General features: G+C 62.7%; 24 protein-coding genes and 1 pseudogene. 12 read left to right on the plus strand and 13 right to left on the minus strand.

All coding sequences use genetic code 11. The annotated features are described in order from the left end of the window. A pseudogene (locus HEP69_RS18515) lies at positions 1 to 937 on the plus strand (hypothetical protein); the annotation flags it as partial. Here HEP69_RS18515 and HEP69_RS18520 read toward each other — a convergent pair. The 3 genes from HEP69_RS18520 to HEP69_RS18530 all read right to left on the minus strand — a co-directional run bounded on the left by HEP69_RS18520 (position 934) and on the right by HEP69_RS18530 (position 2759). Beyond that, positions 934 to 1083 carry a hypothetical protein gene (locus tag HEP69_RS18520; RefSeq protein WP_290559981.1) on the minus strand — a complete coding sequence of 50 codons (150 nt, stop codon included), beginning with the start codon at positions 1081 to 1083 and terminating at the stop codon, positions 934 to 936. The pseudogene HEP69_RS18515 and the gene HEP69_RS18520 overlap by 4 nt on opposite strands. 9 nt (positions 1084 to 1092) lie before the next feature. Beyond that, a complete protein-coding gene (locus HEP69_RS18525; RefSeq protein WP_290559982.1) occupies positions 1093 to 2133 on the minus strand; it encodes a flagellar motor protein MotB in 1041 nt (346 codons plus the stop codon). A gap of 134 nt (positions 2134 to 2267) precedes the next feature. After that, on the minus strand, positions 2268 to 2759 hold the full coding sequence (locus HEP69_RS18530) for a MucR family transcriptional regulator (protein ID WP_290559983.1): 492 nt from the start codon (positions 2757 to 2759) through the stop codon (positions 2268 to 2270). A 705-nt stretch (positions 2760 to 3464) separates the two neighbouring features. On the opposite strand from HEP69_RS18530, the gene HEP69_RS18535 reads away from it, so the two are divergent. The 4 genes from HEP69_RS18535 (at position 3465) to HEP69_RS18550 (ending at position 7430) form a co-directional block, all read left to right on the plus strand. Beyond that, positions 3465 to 4163, plus strand: a complete 699-nt coding sequence (locus tag HEP69_RS18535) for a response regulator transcription factor (RefSeq protein ID WP_290559984.1) — start codon at positions 3465 to 3467, stop codon at positions 4161 to 4163. A 424-nt stretch (positions 4164 to 4587) separates the two neighbouring features. Continuing rightward, positions 4588 to 5028 (plus strand): hypothetical protein, encoded by a 441-nt coding sequence (locus HEP69_RS18540; RefSeq protein WP_290559985.1) that lies wholly within the window; start codon positions 4588 to 4590, stop codon positions 5026 to 5028. A gap of 160 nt (positions 5029 to 5188) precedes the next feature. Then, the gene (locus HEP69_RS18545) at positions 5189 to 6751 is read left to right on the plus strand and encodes a hypothetical protein (protein WP_290559986.1); all 1563 of its coding nucleotides are present in this window, start codon (positions 5189 to 5191) and stop codon (positions 6749 to 6751) included. Between the two features lie 13 nt (positions 6752 to 6764). Next, positions 6765 to 7430 carry a flagellar hook assembly protein FlgD gene (locus HEP69_RS18550; RefSeq protein ID WP_290559987.1) on the plus strand — a complete coding sequence of 222 codons (666 nt, stop codon included), beginning with the start codon at positions 6765 to 6767 and terminating at the stop codon, positions 7428 to 7430. A gap of 3 nt (positions 7431 to 7433) precedes the next feature. On the opposite strand, the gene HEP69_RS18555 is transcribed toward HEP69_RS18550, so the two are convergent. Genes HEP69_RS18555 through HEP69_RS18575 form a run of 5 tightly spaced genes read right to left on the minus strand, consistent with a single transcriptional unit; the run spans position 7434 to position 10936 of the window. After that, positions 7434 to 7892 (minus strand): hypothetical protein, encoded by a 459-nt coding sequence (locus HEP69_RS18555; RefSeq protein WP_290559988.1) that lies wholly within the window; start codon positions 7890 to 7892, stop codon positions 7434 to 7436. 11 nt (positions 7893 to 7903) lie between these two features. After that, a complete protein-coding gene (gene flgH, locus HEP69_RS18560; protein WP_290559989.1) occupies positions 7904 to 8680 on the minus strand; it encodes a flagellar basal body L-ring protein FlgH in 777 nt (258 codons plus the stop codon). Beyond that, a complete protein-coding gene (gene flgA, locus HEP69_RS18565; RefSeq protein WP_290559990.1) occupies positions 8677 to 9372 on the minus strand; it encodes a flagellar basal body P-ring formation chaperone FlgA in 696 nt (231 codons plus the stop codon). The genes flgH and flgA overlap by 4 nt, the downstream gene beginning before the upstream one ends. 4 nt (positions 9373 to 9376) lie before the next feature. Then, entirely contained in the window at positions 9377 to 10162 is a 786-nt protein-coding gene (gene flgG / locus HEP69_RS18570; RefSeq protein WP_290559991.1) for a flagellar basal-body rod protein FlgG, read from the minus strand. A gap of 27 nt (positions 10163 to 10189) precedes the next feature. Next, positions 10190 to 10936: a flagellar hook basal-body protein gene (locus tag HEP69_RS18575; RefSeq protein WP_290559992.1), complete on the minus strand. Its 747-nt coding sequence runs from the start codon at positions 10934 to 10936 to the stop codon at positions 10190 to 10192. 153 nt (positions 10937 to 11089) lie between these two features. On the opposite strand from HEP69_RS18575, the gene HEP69_RS18580 reads away from it, so the two are divergent. From HEP69_RS18580 to HEP69_RS18595, 4 genes are all read left to right on the plus strand, one after another. Beyond that, positions 11090 to 12892: a tetratricopeptide repeat protein gene (locus tag HEP69_RS18580; RefSeq protein WP_290559993.1), complete on the plus strand. Its 1803-nt coding sequence runs from the start codon at positions 11090 to 11092 to the stop codon at positions 12890 to 12892. 172 nt (positions 12893 to 13064) lie between these two features. Next, entirely contained in the window at positions 13065 to 13460 is a 396-nt protein-coding gene (flaF, locus tag HEP69_RS18585) for a flagellar biosynthesis regulator FlaF (protein WP_290559994.1), read from the plus strand. Between the two features lie 3 nt (positions 13461 to 13463). Beyond that, positions 13464 to 13886, plus strand: a complete 423-nt coding sequence (locus HEP69_RS18590; RefSeq protein ID WP_290559995.1) for a flagellar biosynthesis repressor FlbT — start codon at positions 13464 to 13466, stop codon at positions 13884 to 13886. A gap of 10 nt (positions 13887 to 13896) precedes the next feature. Next, positions 13897 to 14712 (plus strand): DUF1217 domain-containing protein, encoded by an 816-nt coding sequence (locus HEP69_RS18595; RefSeq protein ID WP_290559996.1) that lies wholly within the window; start codon positions 13897 to 13899, stop codon positions 14710 to 14712. Between the two features lie 17 nt (positions 14713 to 14729). Here HEP69_RS18595 and HEP69_RS18600 read toward each other — a convergent pair whose 3' ends face one another. From HEP69_RS18600 to fliF, 5 genes are all read right to left on the minus strand, one after another. Then, on the minus strand, positions 14730 to 15752 hold the full coding sequence (locus tag HEP69_RS18600) for a flagellar motor switch protein FliG (protein ID WP_290559997.1): 1023 nt from the start codon (positions 15750 to 15752) through the stop codon (positions 14730 to 14732). 98 nt (positions 15753 to 15850) lie between these two features. Next, the gene (fliP, locus tag HEP69_RS18605; RefSeq protein ID WP_290559998.1) at positions 15851 to 16663 is read right to left on the minus strand and encodes a flagellar type III secretion system pore protein FliP; all 813 of its coding nucleotides are present in this window, start codon (positions 16661 to 16663) and stop codon (positions 15851 to 15853) included. Positions 16664 to 16669: 6 nt separating this feature from the next. Further along, a complete protein-coding gene (locus HEP69_RS18610) occupies positions 16670 to 17047 on the minus strand; it encodes a FliM/FliN family flagellar motor switch protein (protein ID WP_290559999.1) in 378 nt (125 codons plus the stop codon). Continuing rightward, complete coding sequence (locus HEP69_RS18615) at positions 17047 to 17718, minus strand: FliH/SctL family protein (protein WP_290560000.1); 672 nt, start codon at positions 17716 to 17718, stop codon at positions 17047 to 17049. Before HEP69_RS18615 ends, HEP69_RS18610 begins: the two co-directional genes overlap by 1 nt. Continuing rightward, positions 17715 to 19415, minus strand: a complete 1701-nt coding sequence (gene fliF, locus HEP69_RS18620) for a flagellar basal-body MS-ring/collar protein FliF (protein ID WP_290560001.1) — start codon at positions 19413 to 19415, stop codon at positions 17715 to 17717. The genes HEP69_RS18615 and fliF overlap by 4 nt, the downstream gene beginning before the upstream one ends. 138 nt (positions 19416 to 19553) lie before the next feature. Here fliF and HEP69_RS18625 point away from each other — a divergent pair, with 138 nt between their 5' ends. The 3 genes from HEP69_RS18625 to HEP69_RS18635 are packed head-to-tail and all read left to right on the plus strand — an operon-like array spanning position 19554 to position 21467. Then, the gene (locus HEP69_RS18625; RefSeq protein ID WP_290560002.1) at positions 19554 to 20153 is read left to right on the plus strand and encodes a flagellar basal body-associated FliL family protein; all 600 of its coding nucleotides are present in this window, start codon (positions 19554 to 19556) and stop codon (positions 20151 to 20153) included. Between the two features lie 8 nt (positions 20154 to 20161). Beyond that, positions 20162 to 21094 (plus strand): FliM/FliN family flagellar motor switch protein, encoded by a 933-nt coding sequence (locus HEP69_RS18630; protein ID WP_290560003.1) that lies wholly within the window; start codon positions 20162 to 20164, stop codon positions 21092 to 21094. A 1-nt stretch (position 21095) separates the two neighbouring features. Continuing rightward, positions 21096 to 21467, plus strand: a complete 372-nt coding sequence (locus tag HEP69_RS18635) for a flagellar motor switch protein (RefSeq protein WP_290560004.1) — start codon at positions 21096 to 21098, stop codon at positions 21465 to 21467. Positions 21468 to 21469 lie beyond the last annotated feature (2 nt).

The following is a 21469-nucleotide window of genomic DNA, read 5'->3' on the forward strand; positions in this document are numbered from 1 at the left end:
TGGCGGGCAAGATGCCAACAATGCACAGCGTACTATCCCGCCCCCTCCCGGATCAGACCCCCTTTTGGCGCTGGTGCGCAATTCGCCTGAAATCGTCGAGGAAGCAGCGGATTATTCGGTCAATTATAGCTTTGCGCTGGAAGAAGGGCTGGATCCGGTGCGGTTTTTGCAGAGCCCCGAGGAGCTCATCGACATCCCGGCCAGGCGCAAAAGACCGGTTGAGGTGGCGTCGAAGCCTGCGCCACCTCAACCGGTGGTCACGCCCCGCGAGGCGCCAAAGCGGGATGCGGGCAAGGTTGCGTTGCCCCGGTTCATGCAGGTCGATCTCGCGCCGCGGCCCGGTCCCGGATTCCAGTCGGTTGAGGAAATCCGCGTTTCGGACGCAGCACCGCAGCACTGTGTCATTCATCCGGCGCGCGATGGCTGGGTATCCATCGATCTGCCGGGCTGTATCGGCGGCCAGGTGGTGGTCAGCAATCCGGGGTGTATTTTTGTCCGGGATGACCGTCGGATGATCGCCATTCACAGCGATCTGATCGCGGGCCAGCCCAGGCCGTTGCCGGGGCGGATCGTGGTCGGGCTGAAATACCTGCCCGCGGGGCTGCACGATATCCTGTCGGGCAATGTAGGTGAGGCGCGGCTGAGTTTCGAGCATGGGTTCTTGTTCGTTACGTTGAAATCCGCGCCCCGCGAGGAGGGTGCGCCCAAGCCCGCTGCGAAACCGGTGGCGGGGCGCGGGTTGTTCGGGCGGCTGAGTACGCCCTGGCGGATGTGGGCTGCGGGGATTGCGACGGTTTTTGCCCTTTTCATGGTGGGGATGCAGTTCGGAGCGGCCCCGGTGGGCACGAGTGGTGAGGCCACCGGGGCAATCGACTGGAGCCAGTTTCAGACCGGGTCGCTGGACCCGGCACCGACACGCCCTGCGCAGAGCGGTTAACGCAATACGCTGCGCAGAGTTTCCATTGTGCGGTCATCCAGCACGGTCACGTCGGTGCCCTGATCCAGCCGCTGGTCCTGCATGTCGGGCTGCAGGGCCGGTGGGGTCGCGCTGTCCGGCATGGGGCCCTGGGCGGGGTTCGGCATGTCGGAATACTACAACAGCAGGGTGATGCGGCGGTTCGACGGATCGTCGGGCCGTTCGGCGACAAGCGGATCGGTATAGGCCTTGCCCGTCACGCTGAGAAGGCGGGCCCGCGCGACGCCGGCATTCAGCAAGGTGCGGCGGGTGGCGTTGGCGCGGTCGGTGGAAAGATCCCAGTTGTCGTAATTCGCCCGGCCCGCGAAGGGGACGGAATCGGTGTGGCCGGTGATCACCATGCGGTTGGGCAATTGCGCGAGGGACTGGCCCAGCTTACCCATCAGAGCCTGGGTCGCGTTGAGCATCTCGGCGCTGCCGCTGGCGAACATCGGTTTGCCTTCCTGGTCGATGACCTGGATACGCAGACCCTGCGGCGTGCGTTCAAAGACCACGTTCTGCATCAGCGGGCGCAGGTCGGGATTGCTCTGCATGGCTTGACGCAGCTCGGTCTGGAGCGCTTCAAAACGCGCGTCATCCGCCTTGTGGCTGTCTTCGGCGGTGCCGCCGGTCTGGGCGCCATGGGTCGCGCTTGCGTGTTTGGTGTCGGTGCTGTCGGCCGCGTCCGCAGCGGTTCCGGCCCCGGCGCGCAGGCCTGATTTGTCGCGGTTGACCGCGGCGTCAAAAGCTTCGGCCGCGCCGCCACTGGCGGGGTTCGCGAAGGCGCCCTGGGTCGCGCCGACGGTGTTGTCCTGATTTTCCGACGTGGGGGTGACGTCGCGCACTTCCCATTTGGCGATGACGGTCTGGTCTTCCTTGCCCAACTCGGATCCGCGGGCCAGGATCGCCCCGTTCGAGGCGGTCAGCGTGCCGGGCGGACCCAGCGATGCGCCGTCCAGCACACCCATGCCGCCGGGTTGGGTGGCATCGGTAAAATACTCGGCAATGCCGCGCAATTTCTGCTCGTCTGACGAGGACAGGATCCACAATAGCAGAAAAAACGCCATCATGGCTGTCATGAAGTCGGCATAAGCGACTTTCCATGCACCGCCATGGTGTCCATGATCGTCATCGTCCACGACCCGTTTGATAATGGTCGTCCGCGCTTTTCCAGCCATTCTGCCTGCCTCATCCGTGCCGGTTTTCCGGTCTTGTGTCGGTGAGCATAGCCCTCCCGACGCGGATAAGTAGTGGTCGCCAACCTTGGTTAGGGCGGGACGATATTGGGGCTAAATTGTGGAAATCCAAAGTTTTAGCTGTTTGCGCGGTCGGTCACGTCCCGGCTGTGCTTGCCCAGACCCGAGTTGCGGGCATAATCGGCCTTGCGCGCGGAATAGGCAGGCGCGACCAGCGGCATATCCTGAGGCAGAGAGAACTTGGCGCGATACTCATCCTCGGTCAGTTGATGTTCGGCCTTGAGATGTCGTTTGAGCATGGTAAATCCGCGCCCGCAGCACAGGCAGAACACTTTGTCCTGCTGCACGGCCTTGTCGAGCGGGACCGCAGGGGTCGCCGCGGCGGTGAACGGGCTGACCTCGGAGGCCTGCGCGGGCTGGGTTCGGGCGCCGAGCTGCGCGGTGGAGAACGCCCGGGCCAGCCCATCGACCAGTTCCAGTATCTCGGCGACGGTCGAGGTTTCCTTGGCTGCAAAGGCGCTGGCAACCTGGGCGATGGCCGAGGTTTTGGCGTCTCTGCCGCTGCTGGGCATATGTTTGCCAAAATCAGTCAGGTTGTTTTCAACCATACCATGTCCTGCTCTATTCTTTGCTAAAACACCGGAAGAATAATATTTATCAATCCTTAGGTTTCGCAATGCGGAAGAGTCAAGCGAACTGCCTGTTCTAACCTTGCAATGGTGGTTCTTTGCTTATCAACCGGCAAGAACATCCCGCCTGCCCATGGGTCACGCGGTCAGTTATAGAGACATCGGCGTGACCCGTGCGGGCGCCGGCCTTCGGAAGTGTCATCGGGAGGGGCGGTTGTCGTTTTGGTGTCTCTGATGGTTTTGTCCGCTTCGGCGAGGATGTGGGTCAGGGTATCTTCGTCTTTCAACAAGAGGGTGAGAAGGCGCAAGCGTTCGGCCGCGTCCTTGGCGGCGCGCCGACTGACCTTGGGATCCCTTAGGTTTGCCAAATTCTCAACTCCTGTTCTTGAGAGGCTGGTCGCGCATTCTGCGCTTTGGAAAGAACATAGTGCGGGGGTAGTTAAGGTTTTGCCAAAAACCATCACAAGAATAGGAATTATTTGGTGAATATTTGGTTAACGATTGGGGGCCGTGGCGTCATGCTTTGATTCTGGCCTGTCAAGACTTGCGAGCTTTGGCCGTTTGGTGTGATCATGCTTCGTATTGGAACAGAATCCGGCACTATGACCGGAACTTGAATAACAGGCTGGAGGGTCCGGGGGGGCGACGCCACCGCATCACGACAGCACCGACTGGGACTCGAACATGGCCAACAGCTCGCCGCACCCCGCGTCGGTTGGCGTTTTCCTTGCGGAAAACGATCTGACCGCGCGCCTGTCTTTGACGCATTTCTTTTCCGTCGTCTTTGGATGCGAAACGCGGGCCGTGTCCGATCTGTGTGAGGCGGCCCGTCTCCTGCCGTCGGTGTCGGCCCCGGACATGGTGGTGCTGGGCCTGCGCAAACCGGATGGACCCGCCTTTGAGGTGATCCGCGCCGCGATAGCCCTGGACCCAAAGCCGTTTGTTCTGGCCCTGATGGATGAGGCCGGGTCGGACGCTGCGGTGTCCCTGTTCGAGGCCGGTGCCGACGAGGTGGTGCACCAGCCGTTCTCGCTCAAGGAGTTGGCCTATCGTCTGCGATCCCGGCTTGGAAAACTGTTCACGCTGGATGCGGGCCGGATCGGAACTCTGGAGCTTGCGGCCGATATCGTGGACCGGGCGGAACTGACCGATATCGAAGCACAGGTGGTGCGCGTTCTGATGGGGCATGAAGGCCAGATCGTGTCACGGGACGCGCTGAGCCTGGCGATCGACAGAGCGCCCTGGACCTATGGTGATCGCAAATTCGACGTCCATGTGGCCCGGATCAGAAAGAAACTGGAAACCGCCTATGGCAATGCCCTGACGGTGCAGACCATTCGCGCGGCAGGATATCAACTGACCCTGACGCATCCAACGGCTTGACCGGCGCGCCGGTGAGTCGACGGACCTTGCGTCAATGGCATGGCACCCCTTCGGGCGCCTCACCGGAATAGGCCCTAAACAGGCGAAACAGGGTCTGGTTTTCGAAAGTCCTTCACAGGTCAAGTGCTTAATTGTAAAATCGCGTTTACGATGCCAGCGCGCACTGAATGCTGTGGTTAGAGACTAAATATAGTCTTTTTTCGCTGAACGTCTCCAACATATCGGTTCCGTTCTTGGGAAAATCAAAGGCTTAGCGTGCATCCGGGCGCGGCCGCCGGGAGGCACGGGCGTCGTCGGTTTCGCAGACAGCCTGCCATGCAGGGATCTGTGGGCGGTGCTGGATTTACAATGCCAGTGTTCAACCAATTGGCGAAATCGCCTATCTTCGGGGAACAAGAACCGAAACTGTGTGGGGGCACGGATGATGATGGGAACTGACTTGCTGGCCTGTATTTGGTCAGGCGCTGTCGAGCCGCGCGAAGAGGACGAAAGATCGCCGCTGGCGACATTGCTCGATGGTATTCTGACGGTTCCGACAGTGTCTTTGGTGGCGCATGCCGGTTTGAGCGGGCCGGTGGCCTTTGCCGACAGTGTCGAGCTGTTGCCGGGTATCCAGCTGGGCGATGTTCTGGCAGAGGAACTGGGGTTCGACGTGCCGGTCAATTCGGTGATCCTGCTGGAGCCTGCGGCATTGGCGGATGCCACCGAGGTCAGTGCCACAGAGCTTGGTCGTGACCTGGGCCGGGTGCTGACCTCGGTCGCCGAAGCGGCGGTTGCGCAGGATGAAAGCGTGGCGGAGCCTGTGACGCTGTCGGACCGGTCGCAAGATCTGGCGGTGGCGGACGTGGCGCCATTGGCCTCGTGATCCTTGAAACGCCAAGACCAGAACGACGCTTATCTTTGTTAACCTGCGTTTAATCAAATAGTTCTTCCATGAACGCCCGATTGATGGTCTTTTTCAACCGAACGGGGGCGCGCGCGATCGGGCGCGGCCCAGGGACTCCCGGTTAGGGTGGAGCATCCAGATGAGTGAGGCAGCCAATGTGTCAGACGCCCGGTCGCGTGCGACCGAGCTGCTGTCGGGTCTGCGTACGGCACGGTCGCAGAGCGGATCCGAGAGCCGTGGCTTTTGGCCCAACGCGCCCAGCATGACGGCGCCGGCGCTGGGGGAACCGGCGCGTGTCCCGACCCCGGCGAACGCACGGCAAGCGCAGGCTCTCAACACCTTGCAGATGCGGTTGCAAACGCTGGAAACCGTGCTTTTGAACAGTGCCGAGTTTGCCGATCCGACCGGGACTGTCGAGACGGTTGGCCAGGCGGTGGCCAGCGCTCTGGCCGGGTTCGAGCAGGCGACAGGTGCCGGTTTGGTGAGCGCGCTGGAGGAGCGGTACTCGGTGGATCCATCGGTTTGGGGTCAGGGTGTCGAGGCCCCTCTGGACGGCATCGCGCCGACCGGCGGCGCGGTCGAGGCTCTGCTTGGCCTGATCCATCGGGCGCAAGGTGTGGCGCAGACCCTTCTGACCGCCGCCGTGCCGGACGGGGTGGAGCGGACCTCCCCAGGGCCTGGCCAGATGGCGATGGCGCCCGGGCCGGATCGGCTGAGCGTGCCCACGCCAAACAGCCCGGCGGCCGATCCGGCGATGCCGGGCGCGTTGGCGCAGACCTTGCCCGGGGCCGGGGCGGCCACGCCGGGTGCCGCGATGCAACAACAGATCGCCGTGCCGGGTGTCACCCCGATGGCGGGTGCGCCGGAGGCCGGATTTCACGGGCTGACGCGGGGACGGGACCATGCCCTTGCCCCGTCGGCGGGGGCGCAAGGAACCCAATCACCGGGCGACACAAGAACTGGGCCGCGCGTTTCGGCGGCCGAGATTGGGGTGCGGGCGGTTATCGCGGCTCCCAAGGTGCCCGGGCAGAGGGCGGTCGACGCGCGCCCGGTGCAGCCTGATCTTGAATTTGCCCGCGTCGCAGAGCCGTCTGCGGCAGCGCCGGCAAAGGCCGAGATCCTCTCGCAGGCGCTAACCCTTACGGCGGCGATTGCGTCCTTGGGCCAGCCGACCGTTCGGGAGGCGAGTGCGCGCCGATCGGTCGAGGCGCCCCGGTTTGCCGCGCTTTTGCCTGTTGCGGAGGCTGCGAACGGGGCAAGTGGCGGCGCCCGGACCGCCGAGGCCGTGCCTGGGACGCCAACACAATCGCGGTTCGCCGAGGCAATCGCCGCACAGATCCGCAATGCGCGGGTTGGCGACGGATTGACCCGGGTCGAGCTGAGCCCCCGCGGTCTGGGCGGAATCGACATTGAGGTGAGCAGCGACCGGGACGGCGCGTTGACTGTCGTGATCCGGGCCGAGAACAGCACGGTCCTGAGTGCGCTGCGCGAGATGCGCGAACCGCTGGCCGATATGCTGGCCATGGGCAATGGCGGCGCGCTGAGTTTTGAGGATAAACCGGCCGGGCAGGGTGGGGACCACACTGGCGGATTGACGGATTCGCAAGGCGAAACCTCGGCCGGTGAGACCACGGTCGCCGCGGGTCCAAGCGGGCAGGCCGCCCCGCTTATCGATGGCAGGCAATTGGATATCATGACGTGATCGGAGCGTAGATATGGACATCGCAGCAACAAACCAGACTGCGGCCACGGCTTCGTCCAGTGGCACGGCTGCGCAGAACCAGCTTGAGGAGAACTACACGACGTTTCTGCAATTGCTGACGGCACAGATCAGCAATCAGGATCCGTTGGAGCCGATGGACAGCTCGACATTCGTGACCCAATTGGCCCAGCTGACGCAGGTAGAGCAGACGGCGCAGACCAATGTCAGTCTGGCGAGCCTGTCGGCCAAACTGGATTCGATGGCCCTGATCTCGGGCGCGAACCTGGTCGGGCAGGAGGGGAATTTCCCCTCCGGCAAGATCATTCTGGAGGCGGATGGGGGCACGATGACCTACCGGGTCGGGGCCACGGCCACTGAGGTGAAGGCCGAGATCTATGACCCCACAGGCCAGTTGGTCCGCACCATTGAAAACCTGCCCGGCGAGATCGGAACCGAGCATGATCTGGAATGGGACGGGCTGACCGACACCAAGGATGCGGCGCTGACGGGCGTCTATACGATCAAGCTGACCGCGGCCACGGCGGATGGGGATGCGGTGCAGACCGCCCTCTTCCGAGATGCCGAAATTCAGGAGGTGAACCTGGCCGGGGGTCAGCTGATCTATCTGATGGCGGGAGATGAATACGTGGCGTCCGGTAACATCCGGTCGGTCCGCTGACGCTCAGCGGTCGACGCGTGAGGTGGCCATATCGGTGATCCGCGCGGATCGCACCATCGGGTAACTGTGATAGAGCTTGCGTGCCAGGGTCAGTGCCAGCGCGTCCGGGTCCAGTTCGGCCTGGTCGGTCTCCTCTACCCAGAGGGTCGTTTCAACCATGTTCGACAGATGCCGCATCGCGTCTTCGCGCATCCGGCTGCGGCTGAGCCCGCCATTCATGCGCTCGAAATTCGCCGATCCGGCAATATAGACATCCATGTTGAACCGGATGTTGAAAAACCGCGACGGTTTGATCACCTGCACGGTGAACCGGCCCAATGGCAGCTTGTAGAGCGTTTCGTTGGTTGCGGTCGAAAGGATGGTGTCGTCGTCTGCTGCCGGGGGCGAGAGATATGTGCCGACGGCATAGCCTGTGGCGCCCATCGCGCCTGCAAGTCCCAGCAAAAGAAGGAGGATTTTCACCACGTCGGGTCCTAATAGGGCAGGATCACCTCAAGCGCGTCCTGACCGTAACGCGGCTGCTGCACCGCTGAAATCTGTCCGCGTCCGCCATAGGCCACGCGCGCTTCGGCGATCTGGTCATAGGAGATCGTGTTGCGCAACGAGATATCGACCGGGCGCACGACACCCGCGATGCGCAATTCGCGCAGTTCGGAGTTCACCTTGATCTCCTGCCGCCCGGCGATCACGAGATTGTCGTTGGGCAGGGTTTCGATAATGGTGGCGGCCACGCGCAGGCTGATCTTTTCGTTGCGCCGGATGGAGCCTTCGCCGGATGTGCCCGAGCTGGAGCCCAGATCGACGATGTCGCCCGCGGGCAGGTCGTTTTCGGAAATGCCGGGCAGGATGCGGTCGATCTTGCCGCCATAGCCGAAAAATGTCGGGCTGCCAGCGGTTTGGGTCGCGCTGCGGCTGCGTTCGGATTCGTTGGACAAATCGGCTTCGTCCTCGATCTCGATGATCACGGTGAGGATATCGCCCACACGCTCGGCCCGGCTGTCGCCGAAAAAGCTGCGGGTGCTGGTGCTCCAGAGGCTGGAGGCTTCGGCGCGTTGCGGACGGACATAGGGCTCCGGCTCGGGCATCGGGATCGAGATCCTGGCCACTTCGGGTACCGATTGCCCGTCGATCACGAGCGGGCTGGTCTGGGGATTGCGGATGTCCTGGAGCCGGGAACATCCCGTGGCCAGAACGGCCAGGACGACCAGCGTCGCGGCGCGTGCGCCCTGGGAAAACCTGTTTGGGGTCAATTTCGTGCCTCCACGATGCCGTCGCCACGGGCGATGCCGATGATGGTCTTGTTGCTGGACAGGTTCACCACCCGCACCTCCTGGCCCAGATGGGCGTCGCTGATCGCCTTGCCGGTGGTGATCAGTTGCAATGCGCCGTGCCGAAGCTCGATCTTGACCTCGTCGCCGCGCGCGATCACGATCGGCGGGATCACCGATTGCAGCTGGACCGGGCGCCCCTGGGCGATCAGGCGTTTGACCTGCTTGCCGATCAAATCCCGCGGCTCCAGCACCGCGAACGCGTGCACCCGTTGCCAGGGCAGTTCGGTGATCTCGATGTCTTCGGCGGTGATGATCTCGTCCGGCAACAGCCGCCGTCTGGTCACCGGGACCGGCATTTTCAGGATGGCCAGGCCCGAGATACGGCGCAGCCCGCCCTCCTGAGTGACCAGATTGGCGATGAACTGGCCGGTCTGATGGTCGATCCAAAACTCGCGGATCATCACGCCCTGGGTGGGGGCGTCGCCGGGCATCATCACCTCGAACCGTCCTGTTGCGGGCATTTCGACACCCAGATCCAGAACCGCCCGCTCGGCCACCAGATCGGCCACGGCCGTCGCGCGCGCCGTATCTGCAAACCCGATCATCAAGAGCGCGGCACAGAGCAGGGCGATGCCGTGCGGGACGAAAGACCGGAGGGGCAGCAGGATCATGACATCACCGGATCTGGTTGGCGGTCGACAGCATCTGGTCGGCGGTTTCGATGGCCTTGGAATTCATCTCATAGGCGCGCTGCGCCGATATCAGATCGGTGATCTGCTGGATGATGTTCACGTTGGAGTTCTCAAGATACCCCTGCCGGATCACGGCCACGCCGTCCTCTCCGGGCAGGATGGAGGTGGGATCGCCCGAGGCGCCGGTCTGCTCCAGCAGGTTGCTTCCGATGGGTTTCAGCCCGGCCTGGTTGACAAAGGTCGCAAGGGTGAGCTGGCCCAGTTCGGTCGGATCGGCGTCATTGGCAAGATAGGCCATCACGACCCCTTCCTGATTGATGGCGATCTCGCGGGTGTCGGCGGGCACCACGATGCCGGGGTCGATTTCATAACCGTCCAGCGTCACGATCTGGCCTTCGGCATTCAGCTGGAAGTTGCCGTCGCGGGTATAGGCCTGGCTGCCGTCGGGCCGGTTGACGACAAAGAACCCGTCGCCATCCAGCGCCAGGTTCAGCGGGTTCGAGGTTTCCAGCAGCCCGCCCTGGCTGTTGAGCCGAACCAGCCCGGTGCTGTGGACGCCCAGCCCCACATTCATGCCGACCGGCCGGGTGGTCCCGTCGGTCGAGGTCAGCGCGCCTTCCTGCGCCTTTGACTGATAGATCAGGTCCTGAAATGCCGCGCGCCCGCTTTTGAAACCGGTGGTGTTGGCATTGGCGATGTTGTTGGCGATCACATCGACATTGGTCTGCTGTGCTGCCATGCCGGTGGCCGCTATTCCCAGTGCTTTCATTCCGCCTCTCCCAAATTCGGTTTCTGCCTAGACGCTGCGCGAGATCCTCTGGATCGCGGTCTGCGTCAGTTGATCTGTTTCCTCAAGCACCCGCACGGCGCGCTCATAGGCGCGCTGGATGTCCATCATGCGGGTGACCTCAAGCGTGGATTGCACGTTGCTTTGTTCGACAAAGCCCTGAACGACAGCCGACGCATCGGACCGTTCCGGGCGGCCCCCGGCGCCCGGGGGCAGGATGTAAAGCCCGCCGCCGATCGCGCTGAGCGCGTTCGGGGTCTCAATCGCAAAGGTGCCGATCTGACCCAGCACGCCCCCATCGGTGTCGGTGATCGTTCCATCGCGCGCGATGGTAAAGGTTGCGCCGATATCGGGCGGCAGGGTGATCGCCCTGCCATCGGCATCCAGGATCGCGGCCCCGGTGGTGGTTGTCAGCTCACCCTCGGACGAGATCACCAGGCGCCCGTCGCGGCCAAAGGCTTCGGTGCCATCGGGGGCTTGGTAGGCAAACCAGTCGGGGCCCGAAAGGGCGACATCGAACGGGCTGTCGGTCTTGACCATCGCGCCCTGTGTCAGGTCGAGATAGTTCCCCTTGTCCTGCACGAAACTGATGGAACTGCCCAGCGACGAGTCCGTGGGGAGGGTCAGGGAATCCAGCAAGGGGCGGCTGGCCTTGAACCCCGAGGTCGACATGTTCGCGATATTGTGCGCAGTCGAATTCAGGCTGCGCTCCAGGACGGTGGCCAGCGAAAGCGAGACATGATTTGCACTGCTCATGAAACCGTCCTGTTCTTGCAAGAGATCGGCGGGTACTTGGTTCCTGATCGTATATTGCAAGATTAATGTCGAGTATTATAAGTATAGAGGCAAGTAAAAATAGGTTAAAGCAAAGTAAGCGTGTTGTTGCGTCGGCGGATCATAGAACAGGCGATGGCCATTCTTGTCCTGATCGGGACGAGCCTACCGACCGGCCTGCATGCCCAGGCGGCATCGGTGGAGCCGGTTACGCAGAACCCGGCGTGGCTGGACCTGGATGACGGCGCGGCGGACGGGATCACGCTTTTGCCGGCGATGGATTTGCGGCGCTGGCCCGACAACGCGTTTTTCGAGGCGATGGTCAGCCGCGTGAATGCGCTGAGCGAAGCGCATGCGGAGGAACATGGCGCGGTTCTGCTGGATCTGGCGGAGCTTTATCTGAGCCAGATGCTGACGGTCGAAGCCGAAAGCTTTGTCAGGGCCGCCGGAGAGACCGCCTGGGCAAGCTCACCGCGCCATGCCGCGCTGCGTGATGCGGTGAACCTGCTGCAAGGACAGCCGGTCGCGGCAATCGCGACCTCGCCGCTGACCGACCCGATCCGCCCCGACCGGGGGCTGTGGCTGAGCCTGAATGGAATTGCCATCGGCGACGGTGCGAAACTGGACAACCACCTGCAAGAGGGGCTGGTGGGACTGACGTTTCAGAGCGGCCCGGTGGCGCGTGCCCTTTTGCCGTTGGTCGCCGAGGCCGCGATCAGCCTGCGCAACCTGCCCCTGTCCGAGACGGCGCTGGCCTTGATCGGAACGGTGCCGGATCTGGTGGACACGCCCAGCACGTTTTTCCTGCAAGGGCGTCATGATGAAAACCTCGGCAACGTCAAATCCGCGCTTGAGGCCTATTTCGAGGCATCCCGCGGCTGGGATCGCTATGCCGCGCGCGCGCGGATCGCCTTGGCCGATCTGGCGATGAGAGATGGCAGTTCCGGTGCGCTTTTGGCGGCGCGCGATGTCTTGTCGGCCGGGGCGGGATCGTGGCGCGGCGACGAGATCGAGATCACCGTGCTGGAGCGGCAGGCGCAGGTGAACGGGCTGCTGGGCGAGTCGATCACCGCGCTCAAGGCGTATGGGCGCATTCTGACCCGGTTCCCAAATTCGCCGCAAGCCGCCGCCGCCAAGGATGTGGTCGGCGGCCATCTCGACGTGGTCTATCGCAGGGGGGCGGCGGGTGAGATCGCCCTGGCCAACTGGTTCGAGGTGCATCAGTTCTTGTTGCCGGCCTATCGTTTTCTGCCGCGCTTTGTGGATTACAACGAAATGCTGGCCGATGCGGTGTTCAAGATGGGCGGGACCTATCTTGCCATATCCGAATATCAGCAAACCCTGAGCATCTATGAGGCGCTTGACGATGTGACCGGGGCCAAGATCGAGCCCGCGCGGGTGGATGCGGTTCGCAAGAAGCTTGCCCTGGCCCTGGCTCGGGCGGGCCTGTGGGGGCAGGCGCTGGACAGCCTGGACGAGATTACCTCGACCGGCGATCCGGTGCTCCGTGACGGGATCAACAAATTGCGGGTGCAGGTTCTGTCCGAGCTGGGCGATACTGACGGGTTGTTGCGGACATTCGTGGCCACCCCGGATGCCGAGAGCCTGCGCCGCTGGGGGCAGGCGTTGTTCGTCAGTCAGGATTGGGCGAATGCGATGGTGCAATACCAGCGCCTGTTGTCGGATTATCCCGATCAGTTCCGTCTGGGCGATGCCTCCTATCTGTTGATCGCGGCGCATCGGGTGGGCGATGAAGAGACCGCGCGAGAGGTTGCCCAGTCGTTTCCCCAGCTGACGACGTCTGAAGGGATTGCCGGGTTGGCCAACAGCCTGTTGGAGCCGCCCGAACCGCTGTTGCCGTTACGGCAGGACGCGGCATCGGGCCGGTTGGAGCGGGTCGACGAGACGATTGACCTGATCGAAGACTCAGGCCTGTAACGCCGCGCGTATTCTTGTAGCACTTTCAAATAGATGCATCCGCGCAACAGAGTTTCACAAAGACTCGGGGATCCGGTTTTTGACCCCAAAGGACTGAAAACGTAAATTTTCCCTTAACCGCACTAAGAATAGTCTGCGGACCAGAGCAGGTATAAGAATAAGCGGAACATCCATGGGCATTAATGCGTATCGGCAGACAATTGCCAAAACCGAAGCCCCGCGCCAGATCGAGCGGCGGCTGTTGTCCGAGGCCACCTCACTGCTGTTGCAGCATACCGATTTCGATGCTCTGGAGACCAAGGAAGAAAAGCTGGCCGCGTTGAGCGGGGGTGTGCGCGACGCGATCTGGAAGAACGAGCAGATCTGGCTGGCTTTCAAATTCGACCTGGCCGAACAGGAGAACGGGCTGCCGCCGCAGGTGCGCGCCTCGCTGATTTCCCTGGCGCTGTGGGTCGAGAAACACTCGGTCGGTGTTTTGCGCGGCACCCAAAAGATCAAACCGCTGATCGATATCAACCGCAGCATCATTCGCGGCCTGAGCGGAGATGCGAGCGAGGAGGGGGAGTGAGAAATGGGGCTGAAGCTGACCCTGAAACCGAATGAAAAGCTCATCATCAACGGCTGTGTCATTCAGAATGCGGATCGCCGTCAGACCCTGACGATCGAGAACCGGGCCGATGTGATCCGGGGGATCGATCTGCTGGATGAGAGCGAGGCCGCGACCCCGACCAAAGAGGTCTATTTCTTTGTCCAGTCCGCCATGTTGCGCCCGGAAATCCGTGATGACATCACCCCGGAGATCCAGCAGCGCCTGGGCCGGTTGGTGCCGGTTTTCAATGTCGAGATCGGAGGCCATCTGATTGAGGCGGCAAACCATGTTTCGGCGCGAAACTATTACAATGCGCTGCGCGCGATCAAACCCGTCATTGCCTATGAGGAGGAGCTGTTGAAGCTTTTCGGGGACAAGGACGGGTCTGTCGTGGCCGCGGAATAGAGGGCGCGCGATGTTGTTGAATATCTCGGGTCTGAGCAGTCAGTTGGGGCTGCGCCTGACCGACGACACCCAGGCGAGGCAGCTTGAGCAATTGCGCCAGCAGCCGGAAAACCAGCGGGCCATGGCCGCTTTTCAAGAGGAGATCGGGTCGATCACATCGCCCAAGGAGCTGGTGGATAACTATCAGGTCTACAGTTTCGTGATGCGCGCCTTTGATCTGGAGGATCAGATCTTTGGCCGCGGGATGATGCGCAAGGTTCTGGAGAGCGATCCGTCGGATGAAACCGCGCTGGTCAACCGGTTGACCGATCCCCGCTTTCGGGAGTTGCACGACGCGCTGGGGTTCACCGCGACGGGGGCCTCGAAACCCGATTTCAACGATCCGGCCTGGCAGCAAGGCATTGTCGATCGGTATTACGACCAGGCATTCGTGAACAATACGGATGAACAGAACCCGACCGTCGGGACGGTCTTGAAACTGCGCCGGGACGCGCCGGAGCTGAACAACTGGTTCGAGGTGATGAAGGATCCCGATCTGTCGGAGTTCTTTCGCACGACGCTGGGTCTGCCGACAGAGATGGCGGTGATCGACCTGGACCGGCAAAAGGACATCTTCGAGAGCAAGTTTGATCTGCGCACGATCAACGATCCGGAGGTGCAGGAGGAGATGATCAACCGATATCTTGCCCTGTCGGACATTCAGAACCCCAACACCAGTGTCAGCAATCCGGTGCTGTCGGTTCTTCAAGGATCAAGCGGGCTGGGTGTTATCATCTCGTTGAGTGTGCTGCAGGTGAGTTTTTCGGCCTCATCGCTCTATCGCTGAGATCCGGGCGGTGCTGCCTAGACCATGTCTTCTTCATCTTCGGGGTCATCCAGCGTGATGTCACCGTCGCGCGCCAGTCGCAACGCGGCTTCGACCAGGTCGGATTGCGCCTGCTTGGCGTCGCGGGATTTGACCGGGCCGAGGGCTGTCATTTCTTCCTGAAGCATGTCGCGCGACCGCGATGGCAGGGAGTTGAGGAAATGGTCCCGCACCTCCTTGCGGGCGCCGCGCAGGGCAAAAGGCAGCGTGGTACCGGATACCTCGCGCATCACCTTGGAGAGCTGTGTGGGGTCGAGCCGCACAAGATCGTCGAACACGAACATCTTTTGTTTGATGGCGCGCAACCGGTCGGGCGTTTTCTTCTCCAGCGCGCGGGCGATATCCTCGAACATGTCGCGGTCGAGCTTGTTGAAGACCGAAACCAGTTTCTTTTCCGTGACGGCTTCGGCGTCCTGGCCGACTTTTGACAGGACTTCGCGGCGCAGGCTTTCTTCCAGCGTGCGCACCGATTCCTTGGGCAATTCTTCCATCGTCAGGATCCGCTCGACGATCTGCACGCTGCGTTGGCGCCCCAGAAGCGGCAGAACCTTGGCGGTGGCGTTGGGGTCGAGCCGTGAGAGGATCACGGCGACGGTCTGGTCGCGTTCCTTGCGCAGGAACTGGGTCAGCACCTTTTCATCGAGCTTCGACAGATCGTCCCAAAGATCGCCCGTGGCGCTGTCCTGAATTTCGGCGAGGATCTCCTCGACCCGGTCTTCGGGCAGGAACGATCCCAGAAGCGAGCGTGCGGTGCGCACCGACCCGATGATCCCGCCATAATCGCTGAGTTTGACGCCGAACTCGTCCATCACTTCCTCGACCAGTTCGGACTGCACCTCGCCCATGGTCGAGATGGCGCGGGTGATCTTGCGAATTTCGCTTTCTTCGAGCTGCTGCATCAGGGTGCCGCCGCGCTCTTCTCCCAGGCACAAAAACAGGATCGCCGACTTTTCTGCGCCGGTGAAGCGACGGATGCGCGGGAGCGGGACGAAATGCGTCATCTGTGCCTGTACATTTGCCGACTCGCGGCTTTTTCTTTGTTAAACCATGAATAGCCCGGTTTATTCATGCTGATCAAGATAAACCCGCCACGGGCCGCTCATAACGGGGTAAAGACCGCGTAACTCTCCATGAGAGAGCCTGCCAGCATGTACCAGCCATCGATCAGGACGAAGAAGATGATCTTGAACGGCAAAGAGACGATGACCGGCGGCAGCATGATCATGCCCGCGCTCATCAGAACGGAGGCCACGATCAGGTCGATCGCGATGAATGGCAGGTAGAGCAGAAAGCCGATGGTGAAGGCACGGCGAAGCTCCGAAATCATAAACGCCGGGATCAGCTCGCGCCAGCCGATTTCAGAGGTGTCCTCGGGCAGGACATCCGGGTCGTCGTCGCCGGCCATTTCGCGAAACAGCGCCAGATCCTTTTCGCGCACATTGGCAAGCATGAAGTTGCGGAACGGCTCGCCGATCCGGCTGACGGCCTGTTCCTCGGTTATGGTGTTCTCCAACAGCGGCTGGAGCCCGCCCTCCCACGCGTCGTCAAAGACCGGCTGCATCACGAAAAGCGTCATGAAGAGCGCCATCGCGTTCAGCACGATATTGGGCGGGGTCTGGTTCAGCCCCAGCGCCGAGCGCAGCAGCGAAAAGACAATCACAAAGCGGGTGAAGGATGTGGCCATCACCAGCAGGCCCGGTGCGATGCTGAGCACCGTGATCAGGGCAAAAAGCTGGATCAGACGGCCAGAGAGGCTGGCCCCTTCGTCGCTGCCCGGTTCGGTGTCGCCGAACCGGGAGGCGAGATCGCGCACCAGCCCGCCGATATCGGCCTCCTGCGCCATAACGCCGGAGGTGGCCGAGAGCGCGAGTAGCCCGGCCAGAGGCAGCAGAATGGGGGCGCGGCGGAGCATACGGGATCAGTCGGCGGGGGCGAAGTCTTTGACGATTTCCCGCAGCGCCACGCCGATCATGTCGCCCTCGACCTTGACCAGATCGCCGCGCGCGACCAAACGGTCGTTGATCATGATATCGACCGGGTCGCCGACCTTGCGGTCCAGCTCGATCACCGACCCGCGTGTCAGCTTGAGAAGATCGGCCACCGGCATCTTGTTGTGACCCAGCACCACCCGCACGTTCAGTTTCACATTCAGCAAGGCGTCAACATTGCGGCCTTGGGGTTTGTCCCCTTCCGCGGCCTGCTGGGCCTCGTTCAGCAGCGCCTCTTCGGCGGCTCTGGCCTGCTCGGCGGTGGGGCCTGCGGGCTGTTCGGTGTCCGGTGTGTCGGTCTGGGACATTAGGGCATGTTCTCCAATTGCGATCTCAGCTCAATGATGGCCTCGCGCAGGGTTTCCAGCGCCTCGACCCCGGCCAGGGCCGGATCGTAGGTCATGAACCCGTTGCGCCATTCGATCCGGATGGTGCCGTCATCGACCTGCGGGTCGGCGACAGTCTCGTATTGGGTGGTGGTGGTGTCGAGCTGAGCCACCAGCGCAGCGATGCGGTGGCTGAGCGCATCTTTCAGCTCGGGCGGGACGCGGATCACGACCTGACCGGTGCCCGACACCATGCGCAGCCCGGCGCGGATGCGGGCCAGCAACAGATCGGCCATATGCGCCTCGAAGAGATCGGGCAGGAGACGTTCGCCGATCCCCATGATCAATTCCGCGACCTCCAGCTCAACCTCGGTGCGCAGGTGCCGGTCGCGACGGTCGAGATCGGCCAGACCCGCCGACAGCACGGCCAATGCCTCGTCGCTGCGGGCCTCGCGGCTGGCGCGTTCCTCGGCCAGGGCCTTGTTGGCGCCGGCGATCTGGCCGTCTTCGAACCCTTCGTTGCGGGCCTGGTCTGCCATCAACCGCGCCTCGGCGAGGGTCATGGTCGGCTCGGGCATGCGGTCGGGGTCGGGGCCGTCGAAGGATCCATCTTCGGTGTCATAGTCAAAATTGCGGGCGAAGATGCTGGTCATGCCTCGGCCTCCTGCGCAAGCCATGAGCGCAGAACCCGCAACACCTCGTCGGGCCGGTCATCGGCGGCGTCGCGGATGGCGTCGACCCGGGCCTTGGTCAGGCGGCCCCTGATGCCCATCGTTTCGATATATTCATGCGGTCCCAGATCGGCATCAGGGTCAAAGACGCTGGTCACACCGGGCATGTCGCGCGACACCGGGCGTTGCCGCGCCTGCGGCGGATCGGGCAGCGCGGGAACCTGCTGCGGCTCGGGCTCGGGCGATGCCTCGGTCAGCTCCATCGGCGGCGGGTCGAGAGCGGCGGGCGCGAGCTCCTCCGGCTCCTCTTTAAGCTGCCGCAGGAGCGGGCGCACCCCCAGGATCAGGATCAGCGCCACGACGATCAATCCCAAGAGACCGCGCAGGATCGGCACGATGTTCTGGGTGATCCGGTCGCCAAGCGACAGGGCGATCGGCTCGCCCATTTCCATCGAGTAATCCATAAAGCGAAGGCTGGCGACCGACACGGTATCGCCGCGACCCTGGTTGAACCCCACGGCGGTGCGCACCAGTTCGGTGAGCTGCGCAAGCTCTTCGGGGGTGCGGTCGGAAAAGCTGACGCCGCCGTCCTCTACGCTGTAGATCCCGTTGACCAGCACCGCGACCGAGATACGCTCGATCTCGCCGGCTTCGCGCACGATCTCGCGGCGGGTGCTGCCGATCTCGTATTCGACGGTCTCGCCGGAGTTTTCCTGACTGGAGCGCGCGTTATCCGCAGCCCCGTCCTGCAGCGCGGCGGGGATGTTGTTTTCGACGCCGACATTGCCGCCGGTGTCGGTCTCGTCCCGGCGTTCCGACCGGCTTTCGGTGGAGCGGACGATCTGCTGCTCGGGGTCGAAGATTTCCTCGATCACGACCTCGCGGGCGGTGGTGAGATCGACATTCACCCGGACCCGCGCATTGCCCGCGCCGACCCGGGCCGAGAGGATTTCCTCGACCTGGCGGGCCAGACGATCCTCGATGGCGGTGCGGGCGGCCTGCAGGGGGCGTTCGGTATCCGTGCCGCCGCCGCTGTCGCCCAGGATCGTTTCCCCCTTGGCCGAGAGCACGGTGACATGTTCGGGGCTGAGCTCGGGCACGGACGAGGCGATCAGCGCGCGGATCGCCACGGCCTGGTTGCGTTCGATGGCGCTGCCGATGGCGGCGCGCACGATGACCGAGGCGCGCGGCTCCGGCTTGGTGCGGGCAAAGGGTTCACGTTCGGGCAGGACCAGGTGGACCCGCGCGCTTTGCACACCGTCCAGCGTCTGGATCGAGCGGCCCAGCTCCCCCTCCATCGCGCGCAGTCGGTTGACGCGCTGCATGAACGAATTCATCGCCATCGCGTTGCGGTCGTCAAAAAGCTCCCAGCCCGGCTCGCCTTCGACCGGCATGCCAATCTCGGCGACCACCATGCGCGCCCGGGCCAGATCGGTGCGCGGGACCGAAACCTCGGTACGGTCCGCTGACATCTGTGCATCGAACCCGGCATTGGCCAGGGCCATCTGGATGGCGCTCGCGGAATTGGCCGACAGGTTCATATAGAGCGGCGCACGGTCTGGGCTGGAAATCACGGCGAGGCCCAGCACCAGCGAGCCGATGATACCGAAGGCCACGCCGCCCAGGATCATCAGGCGGCGCTGTCCCAAAGAGAGCAGGTTGTCGATCAGTTGTTGCACGGGGTTTTGGTATCCATGTCTTTGCTATCCAAAGTTTAGTACTTTGGGGTAAAAGAAATCAAGCAAATATCCTTAGCTATACTTGATCACCAAGGAAAAAATCGTAATAGTTCTTCAAGAACAGATCAGGATAGCGGAATGGCGAAAAAGCCTGCCAAAAGGAGGCCGGAGAGCGGCCCGGAGGACACCGATGCGGCGGTGGCGGGCAAGGTCCGCTCGGCGCGCGGACTTCTGATGGCGGCGCTTGTGCTGGCGGCGGGGTCGCTGGGGGGCGGCTTTTTCCTGGCGCGGATGGCTTACGTATCGGACGCGGCGGGGTTCGAGCCGGATTACGTCGAGGCCGGCGGCAGCGGTGAGGCCGGGGCGGAGGCGCCAGACGAAGGGGGCGAAGACGACAGCGCGGATGAGACCGTGGGGCTGGACGGTCTGCTGGAGTTTGAGGACATCATGACCGACATCACCAGCTATGACCAACAAGGCAGCACGGCGCGGTCGTTCCTCAAGCTGAGCCTGATCCTGGTTTATCGCCCGGAGCCAGGCGCGCGGGAGCTGGTAGAGGAACGCCAACCCTTTATGCGGGACCTGTTCACAACATATGCGCGCAGTCTGACAGAGCCCGAAGTGCGCGGCGCGGCGGGGCTGTTGACGGTCAAGGCGGAATTGCTCAAGCGGGCGCGGGCGGCCACGGGCAACAACCTGCCGCAGGATGTGCTAATCAAAGATCTGATTGTGCAATAGGGGATGAGATGAGCGCAGCGACACCACATGATGGCCCCGGCGGCCAGGTCGCGGATCTGATCGACGAGATCATCCGCATGTCGGATTTCAGTTTCGAACGTCTTCCGATGCTGGATATCATTGGCGCGCGGATGGCCGATTTTCTGCCCATCGCCTTGACGGATCTGACACGCAGCGTTTGCGAGGCGTCGCTCAACACCCTCGATTATGTGCCGCTGGGACAGGCGATTGCGGATTTCCCCGACCGGGTGCTGATCGGTGTCGCCTCGTCGCAGGTGCTGGAGGGTAATTTCCTTGTGGTGATGGATGCGCCGCTGGTGTTGTCCACGCTCGAAACCTCGCTGGGGGGCGAGCCGAGCGACGCCAAGGTCGATGGCCAGGCCGAATTCACCGCGATCGAGCGCGGCTTTGGCCTGCAACTGGCGCGGCTAATCCTGGGGGAGCTGCGGCAATCGTTTTCCGTGATCGGGGACATCGTGCCCGAGGTCGACAGTCTGGAAACCGATGGCGAGGCCGCCATCGTCGCCCAGCAGGCCAGCCTGTGTGTGCGGATGGATCTGGCCTTGCAGGTGGGCAATCAGGTCTGCCGCCTTCAGGTGATCTTTCCCTATGACACGCTTGAGCCGATCCGGCCGCGACTGGGCAAGGTCTATTTCGGGGAGCGCGGCGACGAGGTCAGCCCGTGGCGCGACGTGCTGACCCGCCAGATCGAAAGCGCGACCGTCGAGCTGGAAGTCGTGCTGAGCGAGATGGACATGCCGATGCGCCAGATCATGGCCCTCAAACCCGGCGACCGGATCGGGTTTCCGGTGGGCGAGGATCACGAATGCACGGTCATCTGCTCGGGCTCGCCGATTTTTCATTGTGTGACCGGCACGCGCAGTAACGGCGTGGCGGCCATCCGCATCACCGAAACCATCGACCTAGAGGAGGACGCCTGACATGGCTGCTATGATCACGGATGCCGTCATTATCATCATGCTGATTGGTGGGATCACCTTTGCCCAGATCGTCAATCAGCGGGTCAAGCGCCTGATGGCGCTGTTGCACGAGCTGGAACCGGCGGTGCAGCAATTCTCGCAAGCCGTGGACAAGTCCGAAGCCTCGGTCGTGCAGATGCAGCGCAGCCTGTCCCAGGGTCTGGCGGCCGAGCCCCAGGTGCGGACAGGCGCGCATGATCTGCCCGACGAGCAGCCGCTTTTTTCCTCGCGCCGGGTAACGGATGTGCGGGACATGGGCGTTCGGGTGATCCGTGACAAGCAGGATCTGGTGCGCCGGTTCTTCGACGCCACCCGCAGTGAAGGGAAAGCCTGAGC

Origin of the sequence: Aestuariivita sp. (assembly GCF_021404545.1) — a bacterium.
Lineage (GTDB): Bacteria > Pseudomonadota > Alphaproteobacteria > Rhodobacterales > Rhodobacteraceae > Aestuariivita.